Source organism: Microcoleus sp. AT8-A3, from assembly GCF_036705675.1.
GTDB lineage: Bacteria > Cyanobacteriota > Cyanobacteriia > Cyanobacteriales > Microcoleaceae > Microcoleus.
This window is the reverse complement of sequence record NZ_JAUBVD010000028.1, coordinates 45,698-58,862: the sequence shown is the minus strand read 5'-3', so window position 1 is coordinate 58,862 and position 13,165 is coordinate 45,698. Positions and strand designations below refer to the sequence as shown.

Below are 13,165 nucleotides of genomic sequence, written 5' to 3'. Positions count from 1 at the left end.
TGGGCAAGGTATCGCAGGTGATGTGGTAACTCGTTCCGAAAGAAAAAGCCGCTAGCTCAATTCAAGGTCGCGATGTTAAAATTTGCGATCGATTGAATGCGCTGCCTGCTTCAAACCAGAACTCGAACCGTGACTCATAAAACAGGTGCAGTTTCGGTAACAGATTCAGCTAGCAAACCGAAAATCCCACTATTTTTTCCTGCGGGAATGTCAATACTGGCTAACTTGTCTAAACTACAAACAGACACTATTCCACTGTTATTTATTCTTTAATTCAGGAGCATGAGGAAGACGGCATGATCCAGGCTAACACCGTACTCGCAACCACAATTACACCGGAAATGGAAACACTCGAGTTGCTTCGGGGCGCCGAAAGCGTTCTACCTGAGAGCGAGTTGGAACTCTTTATCGACGAAGAAGACGATCGAGAAGAATTCTTAGACTCTCAATCTGAGGACGACACTAAAGCTGGCAAAGGCGCCAAAGCCCGCCGTCGGGCACAGGCAAAGAAAAAGCATTATACTGAAGACTCTATTCGTCTTTACCTGCAAGAAATCGGTCGGATTCGACTGCTGCGAGCTGACGAAGAGATTGAACTAGCGCGCAAGATTGCAGATTTGCTGGAATTAGAGCGAGTTCGAGAACAACTGCTCGAAGAGTATAACCGCGAACCCAAAGACAGCGAATGGGCGAATGCTGTAGATATGGCACTTCCTGCATTCCGTCACCGACTTCACGTCGGCCGTCGGGCCAAGGAAAAAATGGTGCAATCAAACCTGCGTTTGGTGGTGTCGATCGCCAAAAAATACATGAATCGCGGTTTGTCTTTCCAAGATTTGATTCAGGAAGGCTCTTTGGGTCTGATCCGGGCCGCTGAAAAATTCGATCACGAAAAAGGCTACAAGTTTTCTACCTACGCAACTTGGTGGATACGTCAGGCTATCACCCGAGCAATTGCCGACCAATCGCGCACTATCCGCCTACCTGTTCACCTTTACGAAACCATTTCGCGGATCAAGAAAACTACTAAACTCCTGTCTCAGGAAATGGGTCGCAAGCCTACGGAAGAAGAAATTGCTACCCGCATGGAAATGACGATCGAGAAGTTGCGGTTCATTGCTAAGTCCGCACAATTGCCAATCTCTCTAGAAACTCCGATCGGCAAAGAGGAAGACTCACGTCTGGGAGACTTTATTGAATCTGACGGGGAAACACCAGAAGATCAAGTCTCCAAAAACCTGCTCAGGGAAGACTTGGAAAGCGTTTTGGATACTCTCAGCCCCCGCGAACGGGATGTACTGCGGCTGCGTTACGGCTTAGATGACGGACGGATGAAGACCTTGGAGGAAATTGGTCAAATCTTTAACGTCACCCGCGAGCGGATTCGCCAAATCGAGGCTAAAGCTTTGCGGAAGTTGCGCCATCCCAACCGGAACAGCATCTTGAAAGAATATATCCGCTAGAGTAATTTGCTAGCATCACCCGAAAGAGTGATTATCACTCTTTTGGGGGGGGGGAACCCCCCGACCCGGTTTGAGCTATAGCTGTTAAATTTTGTGCTGCTAACTGCCGGGAGCAATTGCCTATTTGTGGCCCAAATCGCGCTGTCAAAATTTTGGGAGTCCGTAACGGAACTCCCAAGCTTTGCATTGTCAAAAAAGTCTTAACTAGAAAATTACATCACGCCCCAAAAGTGAAGCAGACCTTGACCGGAAACCAATTCGATGATGACAGCGACAGAGAAACCAATCATCGCCAAACGACCGTTCCAATTTTCGGCGCCTTCGGTGAAGCCCCAGTTCCAAGCATTGCGTTTTTGTTCTTGCATAGTGCGAACTCCCTTCGTTAACTTTTGTAAGGCTTATGTAAATAAATATAACATTCCTTGATAAAAATGCAAGCTTGTGATTGGTGATATCGGTCACAACGGTCGATCGACCTTGAGGATTTTGCCTAACTAGGAAAAATAGCCAACTCGGTATCAGGGTCGAACAAGTGAATCTTGTCATGGGCGATAGCCAACCAAAGCTCTTCGCCAACTCGGATCGATCGCTCAGGAGGAACCCGCACTTGCATCCTCACCGCCGGAGCATCCGTCAAACAAACCCCCAAATAAGTTTCGTGTCCCAAAGCCTCTACAATTTCCACTTGTACCGAAAGATTTTTGGTAGCCGGAGGGTTAATGCTCAGATGTTCCGGCCGAATGCCCAAAATCAGCCTTCGCCCGTCATATTGTTGTAGACTTTTTGCCCAAATATCGGGTAAAGTAAAGCGAAATTGCGGGTGAGAAATCAACAGCGGAGCACTAAATTCCACAGACAAAAAATTCATCGGCGGAGAACCGATAAACTCAGCCACAAACAGATTAGCCGGCTTGTTGTAAAGCTCTAGAGGTTGAGCTACTTGCTGAATCTGGCCGACCTTCATAATAGCAATGCGATCGCCCATAGTCATCGCCTCAGTTTGGTCGTGAGTTACATAAATAGTTGTAGTTCCCAACTGTCGCTGCAACTGCACAATTTGCGATCTCGTTTGGGCCCTCAATTTTGCATCCAGATTCGATAGCGGTTCGTCCATCAAAAAAACTTCAGGATTCCTAGCCATCGCCCTACCCAAAGCTACCCGCTGCTTTTGCCCTCCCGAAAGTTGTTTCGGCAAGCGATTTAAAAGAGATTCTATTTGCAATAATTCAGCTACCTCCCGCACTCGTTTCCCTACAGCCTTTTCCCGTTCCGACAAATAGCGCAAACCTGGAGGCAACTTGCGAGTAGCTCCTACCAAAAAATCCTCCCATAAAGCATATATTCGCTCGTTGTTTAAAGTATTAGAAGCTAAATAATTAATAAGCTCTTTTACCTGATTCCTGATTTTTTCTGCCTTCTCCCTGCTTCCTTTTTCTTTTTCTGTCTCTTCTCCCTTCTCTCTGCTCCCTTCTAGCTGCTTCCTTCTAGCTGCTCCCTTTTCCCTTGTTCCTTGTTCCTTCTTCCTTCTATCAGTTACATCCGTTACATCCGTTACAGAATCCGTTGCCGAACTTCCTTCTTCCTTCTCCCTTTCCGAGCGGCGCAATCCAAAGGCGAGATTATCGTAAACTGTTAAGTGAGGATAGAGAGCATAATTTTGAAATACCATAGCGATATCTCGGTCTTTAGGAGGCAAATCGTTAAGGAGTCGATCGCCAACCCAAATATTGCCGGCCGTCAAAACTTCCAAACCGGCGATCGATCGCAGCAAAGTGCTTTTTCCGCAGCCAGAAGGGCCCACCAGCACCATGAACTCCCCGTCTTCGACCGTCAGGTTAATGCGCCGCAAAACGCTGTTAGACGCAGGGCGCTCGGCTAGATGCGAGACACTTTCTGCGACGGTGTTTGCTTCTTTTTCCTGTTCTCCTTGGCGGAGAGGAAAGCTTTTGTAGATATTTTCTAATACAACTTGCGCCATTAAACAATTTTAGATTTTAGATTTTAGATTTTAGATTGGGGAATTGGAGGCAGAGCCTCCGAGTATGTATTCCCAGGCATAGCCTGGGAACAAGGCTTAAGAAGTCCTGCAAGAAGAATAATTCCCCATTACCAATGACCCATGACTAATGACTACTGACTGCTGATAACTTTGATAATTTTTTCACCTGGATTCAGGTCAAAAACTCGATCGCCCGCAGCATCTTTCCCCCAAAAAGCTATAGCATCAATAGTCGATCGCAGCAGGCGGCCAGAATTAGTAAAAAGTTTGACATCCGTACCCGGAACAGCCTGCAGCAAGCCAACTAAAGCATCTTTAGGCTCTGAGAAGCGAAAAGCTTGAGTGCCAATTTCGCCCCGGTTAGTAAGTCTGACAGAACCTGCCGGCATTCGTTTTGCCCAACCCAACTCGGAAAATAGCACCAGACTGTCGTTCGGGTCGAGAGTGATGCAGCCCACCAACTGTTCCTGCTTCCGCAACCTGGTTACTTGAGAACCCTGGGCCGCGCGGCCCATTGGCGGCAGTTGTTCATCATCAATCTCAAACCGGAGGACTCGGCCTCCTGAAGTTGCGATCGCCACTTGCTCGCCGACTTTAGCCAGACTCGCACAGCGCAGCCGATCGTCCTCCTTGAGTTTAACAACAGTAACGCCACGATTAGTCAAATCAGCAAATTCCTGCATCGCCAAGCGCTTAATTTTTCCTTGCTGAGTCAGAGTTACTAAATCCGCCGCCTCCGAATTTTCCGGCAAAATAAAGTGTGCAACTGTGATTTCCGACAAAGCGCGATCGGCACTGTCTTTAGTAGCACTCGGCGACAACAAACTAACGATCGGCCTTCCCCGGTCTTTGGCGCTACTACTAGGAATATCCGCCACTTTCAGCGGGTAAGCTTTGCCGTTAGGAGTTAAGACGACCAAAGTGCGATCGGTTTTCGTCAGATTTGCCGTCACAATAAAATCTTCATTTTTTTCTAAAGCTGAAACCGATTTTTCGCGACTTTTCGAGCGTGGCTTTTCCCCAGCAGGCAAGCGTCGCACGTACTGCTTGTGCGAAAATTCAACAATAGTTTCCTCTGGCTCTAGAACGGGCAATAAGTTCGGCTGAATCGTTGCCGGCGACAACTGCTTCACCCCAGAATTTTTCTTACCAGCAAATTGTGATTCGGCGTTTGCTGCGCGTGCAGTTCCATTGGCGAATTTAGTGCGGCGGGGGTCAGCGTACTTGCGTTTGAGCGATCGAAATTCCTTCTTTAAAGCCTTCAAAAGCTCGCGCCTGTCGCTCAACAACCGCTGCAATTCTTGAATATTAGCCATCAACTCATCAAACTCAGACTGCAAATTTTGCCTTTCCAAACCAGTCAGCCTACGCATCGGCATCGCCAAAATCGCATCAGCTTGACTTTCGCTCAAATTTAGGCGAACTTGGAAAGTTTGCTTAGCAGTAGAGCCGTCAGGAGAATTTCTGAGAATGTCGATCGCTGTATCGAGATTTGTCAAAGCCAACATTAAGCCTTCGACAATGTGACACCGGCGTTCCGCAGCCTGCAACTCGTAATTGTAGCGGCGGGTAAGAGTCACTTCCCGGAAATCCAGAAATTCCTGCAACAATTGTCTCAGCGTCAACTGTCGCGGTTGACCGTTGACAATTGCCAGCAAAATCGCCCCAAAATTTGTTTGCAGGTCAGTTTGTTGGTAAAGGCGAGCGAGAACCGCTTCTGGAGTAAATTCCCGCTTGAGTTCAATCACCACTCGAATCCCTTCGCGATCGCTCTCGTCACGCAAATCAGAAATACCGTCGAGGCGGCCAGCATTAACCAACTCCGCCACCTTTTCAATCCAAGCCGCCTTATTTACCTGAAACGGAAACTCCGTCACCACGATCGCCGTTTTAGTACGCACCTTGCGATTACCAGGCACCTCTTCCACTCCGGCCACACCCCTGACCGCAATGCTGCCTCGACCCTTAGTGTAGGCGTCAACAATGCCCTCTGTAGCGACGATTTCCCCCCCGGTTGGAAAATCCGGGCCTGGAATCAGTTCTATCAACTTCTCATCGGATAGTTCCGGGTTTTCAATCAAAGCAATTAAACCGTCTACCACCTCCCCCAAATTGTGCGGCGGGATATTAGTTGCCATCCCCACAGCAATGCCCGTACAGCCGTTGAGTAACAGAAACGGCAACTGAGCAGGCAGCGCCGTCGGTTCCTGCTGGGAATTGTCAAAATTACCAGTAAAATCAACAGTTGCATCGCCGACTTGGGTTAGCATAGCTTCGTGGGCGATCGGTGCCAGCCTCGTTTCCGTATACCGCATAGCAGCCGCCGGATCATTGTCCACCGAACCGAAATTGCCGTGACCCGCCAGTAAAGGATAGCGGCTCGAAAACTCCTGAACCATGCGTACCAGAGCGTCGTAAACCGATTGGTCGCCGTGGGGGTGATATTTTCCCAAAACATCTCCAACTACCCGGGCACACTTACGGTAAGGTCGGTCTGGCGTCAGACCGAGTTCGTGCATCGCATATAAAATTCGACGGTGAACTGGTTTTAAACCGTCGCGGACATCAGGCAAAGCTCGCCCGACGATCACACTCATGGCATATTCGAGGTACGATTGCTGCATCTCGGCGTGCAGAGGCGTAGAAATTACTTGCCCGGAAAGTAGGTTGAGTTGTTTAGCCATGAGTCCTTGTGTCCGTTAATTCCTGAGTGAAAACAGCCTCTGTCAATAATGCCGAGGTTTCCTGTCTCGATTGAAAAGCCTTTGCCCCAGACGAACCGAAAGTTCGACCAAAGCGGCCAGTTGAAGAATAAAAATAAACTTAACTTGTGAAAGCAGAATCAGAGTCCCGAAGACGGGCAACACTTGCCTCTTACTCTCCACTCTTACCCTAACCTCTATGTTGCCTTCATTTGCGCCTACCTGTCTATTTACCTTCTGCCGTGAGAAGGTTGATTCACAGGAGTACACGGAAGGCCATAAACTCAGAACCTAGTGAGGCTTTAGCTCTTCCTAGGAAAGCGTCAATCGATTGCGCGATTTTAGATTTTAGATTAAAGAATTGAAGCATTGACTTGCGCGAGATAAATTCGGGGGCTCCTTGATCGGATACAGGTTTTTTATTTCTGGACGGATGAATCACGTGGCGGGTATCCTCGATGCTTTCGGTCACGAGGGACTTGAGTCCCCGTCAATCTATGATAGAATTTAATTGCAATTAGGAATAACCATCTACACGAAGAAATATTCTCTTCAGGAGAAACCCCAGATTGAGCTCGTCTCGGTACAGCCGTAGCGTGGATCAAGCAGCAATGGTAGACGATCGAGCTTACCTACCGTATTTTGGAAGCGTGATGGACTCCGAAAGTATTAAAAAAGAAAAGTAAGCAGAATTGGAATATCTCTGGGACTGGTACTTGTTCCGATCGTGTAGAGGCGACTGGACTGTCAGTAACCCCGGTCTAAAGACACGGGGCTTGCAAGAGAAATCTGGCAAGCCGTACTGACCAGACTAAGGCTTAATTGCCTACGTTTTGAGAGTCACGACACCCTGTGGATGCGTAGCTAGTCCCCTGCTCTGTCCGAAGCAATTAAACAGTTCTAAGGTAACAGGAACAGTGTTGCAGGTCTAACAAGCTCTCGAAACATTGTCGAAGCTAACATTACCCCATTCATGGGAGGTACAACCCGTGCAAAATACTATGCGTACAGGATTGGAAGATTGGAAGCGGTAATTGTCCCGTTGAAAGTGCAATACAAAAGTACACTCCCGTTAACCAATCCCAAGGCGGTAGTAAATCAAAAATATAAAGCCGTGCTAGAAGCACGGGGTTTCTACCCATTTTTTCTGATGAGTGAACTCCCATTTTTGGGCTTATTCAACCATAGAGCGTGGTCGTGACTCGCTGAGAGTGTCAAAAATGCCATATTAATATAATTCATCAGTCAAAAGCTCTCCTGGCGCTATCTCCTAGTCTGACATCCACTAGATGAACGGAAGCGTCGATATTTTCAGCCGTTTTGAGGGGTTAAAACTGAGAATTAAAAATCTCCAACAATCCCCGCTAGATTCGCTACTTTGAATGCGGTGGCGACGGGAGTATGTGAATAAACATGGCTTGATTCTAATCAGGAAGAAGGAAAATAATTATCACACATTCCCGAATCTAATACCAGTTCAAAAAATAGTGAAACTGTATATCCGTGATCCAAACTGATATCCAGTCAATCAGTTCCCATCTAAAATCTAAAATCTAAAATCTAAAATCTAAAATCTAAAATCTAAAATCTAAAATCTAAAATCTAAAATCTAAAATGGTAGAAGCTGGAGGCTTGACCGAAAGAGAGGGTACTATAAGTGCAGGACTCACGGGTAGTCACAAACCGGGTTTTTTCATAGCAATAGTTCGTTATAGCCCGCCAAAACTAGCAAAAACCTGGTTGCGAGGCGTCGTCCATGCGTCCAGGATTGTACTAGAAACCTGCTACCTGAGAATCTTGAGACTGTCACCAGTAGCAGGTCTAGTTATAAAAAAGAACTAAACTGTCTGTGTATAGTAGTCTAAATGATGGTACTGGATGCTTCTAGGCATCTGTAAACCCTCTGACAGCTAGTGGCTCAAGGATATACATACGGGTTTTGCAGGGTTCCCGGCTGATGGCGCTAAAAACTCTGCATTTTTGACGGGGAATGTAGTCCCCGTGTCGTGTTCCTCTTTGGACTAAAGTCACAAAGTTTCTATACTTCCCATATTTATTTATGAAAACCGTTCTGATTGTAGAGGACGATTTGGTTAATGCTCGGGTTTTTTCCAAAATTCTGACTAAGCGGGGGGGCTTAGCCGTGAAACACACGGAAAATGTTGAAGAGGTGATGCAGATTGCTGCCAACGGCGAAGCTGATTTGATTTTAATGGATGTGTCTCTTTCCCGCAGCGTGTACCAGGGCAAATCTGTTGACGGCATTAAGATTACTCAACTGCTCAAAGCTGACCCGCAAACAGCCTCGCTGCCGATTATTTTGGTGACTGCTCACGCGATGGCTGGTGATAAAGAAACATTTCTAGATCAAAGCGGTGCCGACGGTTACATCTCTAAGCCTGTGGTAGACCATCAAGAGTTTGTGAATCAAATCAAGGCTTTGCTACCTGATTGAGTGAACCATACATGAAAAAGGAATAAGAAGGAAAAAGGAAAAAGGAAGAAGGAAGAAAGAATTGTTTGTTTAAACCAACAAACAATTAAAACTCTCTTATTTACAAAGTTTGTTTAAACTCTGAATCTTTCTTCTTCCTTCTTCCTTTGGATGTCTCATCGCACAATGCTATGAGTTCGGACTGTTAATTAGTGAGGATAATTTGAGATTTTTCAAGTCATGAAATCGAAGTGTGCGGCGCCCGTGGAACCAAATTATCCTCAGCGATCGCAACACCATTCACTCACTTCATGCAGCCTCAAAACTGCGATTAATCCTCATCCTCATCAAAATCAAAACCAATATCATCCTCATCATCAACATCCGAGCCCAAAGCATCATCCTCAGTCTCAGCGACAAAATCGTCCTCATCAACCTCAACTTCCTCAAAATCCTCATCAGGCTCAAGATCGGACGGACGCCCAATCTCATAACCGCTCTCGATCGTATAAGCACGACGCGCAGTGCGATCGTCAAGCACCACATCCTCCTGCAAATCGTGGATATCGTCATCAAAAACAGCACCATCAAAACCCGCATCCTGCACCCCAGCATCCTCATAGGCATTGAACCCAGTACCCGCAGGAATCAGGCGGCCGATAATCACATTTTCCTTCAGGCCCCGCAGCCAGTCGGATTTACCCTCGATCGCAGCCTCAGTCAACACCCGCGTAGTCTCCTGGAACGAAGCAGCGGAAATAAAGCTATCAGTATTCAGCGAAGCCTTAGTAATCCCCAGCAACACCGGAGTATAATCCGCCGGTGCTCCACCAGTAATTGACATCGCCTCATTCACCTGCTCAACCTGCCGCAACTCCACCAACTCGCCGGGGAGCATGGTAGTATCGCCACCATCCTCCATCCTGACTTTGTTGGTCATCTGGCGGACGATTACCTCAATGTGCTTGTCGGAAATATCCACGCCCTGAGACTGATAAACCGACTGCACCTCATTCACCAAAAACGTCTGCACCTGTTGGAAACTCTCCAAAGCCGCCTCAAAAGTAGACTGCCGCTCCTTAAGCACGTGGAAGAACACCTCCAGAATTTCGTGGGGGTTAGCAGGCCCATCGGTCAAAGCTTCGGCGACGCCTACGCGCTGTCCGTCGGAAACGATCGGGTTTTGACCGGGCAACAAAGGATACTCCTCAATCCGGCCATCATCCTCAATCACCGCAAGTTCCACAACGTCGTCATCCGTAACCACGCGAGCCGTCCCCGGCCGCTTGGCTAAAATACAGGCTTCCTTGGGCTTCCGTCCTTCCAGAAGTTCCTCAATCCGTGGCAAACCTTGGATGATATCCCCAGTCTTTGCCCGCTCAAACACCAGAATCACCAAGTTGTCACCCCGCTGCACCAAGTCGCCGTCGTCTACGTGCAGCACGGCACCGGCGGAAACTCGGTAAGGACGAGCTATTCTGAGCAAGAGTTTGGCCGGTTCTGTCTCTGAGGCAGGGACAACCTTCACAACTTGGCCGGATTCTTCGAGAACGACGCCTGGAGCTATTTCGGTACCAGCTACCAGCAGTTGACCCGGACTTACATCCGGCGTGCTGGCGACAGAGATGGAAATAGAATCCGCATCTCGCATCACCAACAGTCGGCGCACTGGTTCGCCCTGGCCCTCACGGATGCCCCGCACGATACCCGCTTCTTTGCAGAGAATCTCTGTGCGGGCGACTACTGCCCCGGGCGCGATCGACTGCCCATCCTCCACCAACAGCCGCGTGTGAGTGCTGCCCTGAGTCGGATCAGCAGACACATCCCGCCGAATTACTAGCGATTCCAAAATGACTAGCTGCAAGCGGAAAGTCTTGGAAACTCGATCGCCCCCATCAGCCACAGCCATGGCCAACTCTTGCGACGCACTAACGTCTTCAGGCGAACCCCAAGCCGGGCCCGAACCGTCGGCTCCAAAAGCCATAGCATCGTCCTCATCCGGCAGCAGCTCGATATCCGCCGCCAGTTGCGGAGCTCCCGAACCAATTTCCAAAATAAGCTGAGTCCGCAGCAGTTCCAATCCCTCGACAGATTTGACGCGCTCCCCATCCTTATAAGGGAGTCGCTGCACTGCTTTCAAAGAGATCGACTCATTCAGCGCCGTCTGAGAAGGCACTGGTGGCTTATCCGGCACCGGGAACTCCACCACCGGCCGCAGCAGCAAAGCCGGGCCTTCGGGAGTTTCGATATACTCGGCATAGCCCAACTCTTCGGCAATCAAGCCTGGGGAAATCTCTTGACCGGCGTTGACGATTTGACCTTCCCCGAAAGTTAGCGGCGGGCGGTCAACTACATGGAGCGTCCCCGGCTTGATCACAATTTCCCGGAGGATGTCATTTTTCTGAGTGATTTCCACTGCCCCGCTGGTTTGGCAGAAAATATCCTTAACGACTTCTGTACCGGCCTCTACGTACTGGCCATCTTCCACCAGCAGTAGAGAAATATCCTTATTGACCTCGTGGCACTCTTCCGGTATCCAGAGCAGAGTCCCCCCCTTCACGACTTCGTAGCCAAGTTTAGCTTTGCCGCGCTTGTGGACTTCGACTCCGCCGTACTTGACGATGCCTCCTGTAGCTGTGCGGTAGCTGTCGTCGAGCAGTTCGGCGACGACTTCTCCGTTGATGACTTTGCTTCCTGGGGCTGTCTTGAGGGAAAACCGCTGTTTGGAAGATGTTTCGATCGTGTAGTGGTCGCGGCCGCCTGCACTTTCGGCCCGCACGACTGCTTGGTCGAGCAGGACTTGGGCGGTGATAATTTCGATTTCTCTGGGGTCAGCGATGCGGACTACGCCACCGTGTTCGGAGACGAGTTTAGTTTCGGCAATCACGCTTTCTGCTGGAATGCGATCGCCATTTTTCACTGCTGGTTCGGCGCCGGGGGGTAAGTTGTAGACTTCTCCTGAGAGAATCCAAATCAGCCCGCCTTTGCTGGCTGTGCGGGTTGTGTTCCCTTGGCGGTCGGTTTTTTCTTCTGGCACCAAATCAGCAAATTTGGCTTCTCCGGCTAAGTCGGAAGCTACGTCTGTAGTCACTTTTTCCGTAGTTTTGCGGGCGGCGCGACCGACGATCGGCACTTCTGCCAAAACTTGACCGGGAATGGCGCGCTGTCCGTCTTTGACCATCAGAGTAGAACCCTGGACGATCGCCAATTCGATTTTCAGTTTTTGATTTTTGGCACCGGATTTTCCTTCTTCAAATCCGTCGCCTTCAAATACGAGTTTGCCGTTGTTTTCGGCTACCAGTGCTTCTTCGCCGTGTCTGGTGCGGAAGGAGCGAGTACGCAGGTTCTTGAATTTCACTACGCCGCTTGTAGGGGCGCGTTCTTGTTTGGCGACTTCTCCGGTGAATACGCCGCCGGTGTGGAAGGTACGCATGGTGAGCTGGGTTCCCGGTTCCCCGATCGACTGAGCCGCAATAATCCCGATCGCTTCTCCCATGTCCACCATTTTCAAGTGGGCTAGACTCCAGCCATAGCAGTGCTGACAAACCGATCTGGTTGATTCACAAGTCAGGGGCGATCGTAAATACACTTCTGCCACCCCAGCTTTACCAATTTCTGTGGCCAACTCATCGGTAATTGGCTGATTTCGGACGGCTTTTTCGCTGCCGTAAGTCACGATTTCCCCGGTTTTGGGGTGCACCGCATCCCTCGCCAACACGCGCCCTAGCAGCCTGTCCTTGAGGGGAATCAGCACTGTTGCTCCGTCCGTCATCGGCCGGACTCGAATTCCCCGCTGGGTGCCGCAGTCTACTTCGCGCACAATTACATCCTGGGACACATCCACCAAACGGCGAGTAAGATAGCCAGAGTCTGCTGTCCGCAAGGCTGTATCTACTAAGCCTTTGCGCGCGCCGTAGGAAGAAATAATGTATTCGGTGACGGTGAGTCCTTCGCGGAAGTTGGTTTTAATTGGCAAGTCAATAATTTCCCCCTGCGGGTCTGCCATCAATCCGCGCATTCCCACCAACTGCCGCACTTGAGAAATGTTTCCCCGCGCCCCGGAGAAGGCCATCATGTAGACGGAGTTTAGGGGGTCTGTGGCTCGGAAGTTTTTGACTACTTCGTCTTTGAGGTCTTCTGAGGTGCTGTTCCAGGTGTCGATTACTTTTTGGAACCGTTCTACTTCGGTGATTTCGCCTCTGGTGTATTTTTGTTCGGTGATGCGGATTTCTTCTTCGGCTGCATCTAGGAGCGATCGTTTCGACGGTGGCACCTGCAAGTCATCTACGCTAATCGAAACTCCGGCCCGTGTCGCAAAGCGGAAACCCAAGTCTTTGAGTTTATCTGCCATTTGCGCTGTACGGGCCGTTCCGTAGTGCATGAAAGACCAAGAGATTAATTTTTTGAGCTGACCTTTGTCAACAACTCGATTGCGAAAAACAATTTCCTTATTTTCTGTCATTTTTCTGAGTAGTAGTAGTAGTAGTAGTAATTGGTAATTGGAATATTGACGCAGGAGGCTCTCTTGCTGCGAGGCAGAGGGCAGTAGTAAGTAGGTTGGGTTGAG

The 13,165-nt window shown here is 49.1% G+C and carries 6 protein-coding genes; 2 read left to right on the top strand and 4 right to left on the bottom strand.

What is annotated here, in order from left to right; genetic code table 11:
- Positions 1–296: 296 nt before the first annotated feature.
- A complete protein-coding gene (gene rpoD, locus QUB51_RS17395) occupies positions 297–1,463 on the top strand; it encodes an RNA polymerase sigma factor RpoD (protein ID WP_333054809.1) in 1,167 nt (388 codons plus the stop codon).
- A 212-nt stretch (positions 1,464–1,675) separates the two neighbouring features.
- Here rpoD and QUB51_RS17390 read toward each other — a convergent pair whose 3' ends face one another.
- The 3 genes from QUB51_RS17390 to QUB51_RS17380 all read right to left on the bottom strand — a co-directional run bounded on the left by QUB51_RS17390 (position 1,676) and on the right by QUB51_RS17380 (position 6,146).
- Entirely contained in the window at positions 1,676–1,828 is a 153-nt protein-coding gene (locus tag QUB51_RS17390; protein WP_333054810.1) for a chlorophyll A-B binding protein, read from the bottom strand.
- Between the two features lie 125 nt (positions 1,829–1,953).
- Positions 1,954–3,441, bottom strand: a complete 1,488-nt coding sequence (locus QUB51_RS17385; protein ID WP_333208267.1) for an ATP-binding cassette domain-containing protein — start codon at positions 3,439–3,441, stop codon at positions 1,954–1,956.
- Positions 3,442–3,593: 152 nt separating this feature from the next.
- Positions 3,594–6,146, bottom strand: a complete 2,553-nt coding sequence (locus QUB51_RS17380; RefSeq protein WP_333054812.1) for a DNA topoisomerase (ATP-hydrolyzing) — start codon at positions 6,144–6,146, stop codon at positions 3,594–3,596.
- Positions 6,147–8,223: 2,077 nt separating this feature from the next.
- Between QUB51_RS17380 and QUB51_RS17375 the strand changes: the two genes are divergently transcribed.
- Positions 8,224–8,619 (top strand): response regulator, encoded by a 396-nt coding sequence (locus QUB51_RS17375; RefSeq protein WP_006632892.1) that lies wholly within the window; start codon positions 8,224–8,226, stop codon positions 8,617–8,619.
- Between the two features lie 310 nt (positions 8,620–8,929).
- Here the strand turns inward: QUB51_RS17375 and QUB51_RS17370 are convergent, their stop codons facing one another.
- On the bottom strand, positions 8,930–13,060 hold the full coding sequence (locus tag QUB51_RS17370) for a DNA-directed RNA polymerase subunit beta'' (RefSeq protein WP_333208268.1): 4,131 nt from the start codon (positions 13,058–13,060) through the stop codon (positions 8,930–8,932).
- Between the last annotated feature and the right edge of the window lie 105 nt (positions 13,061–13,165).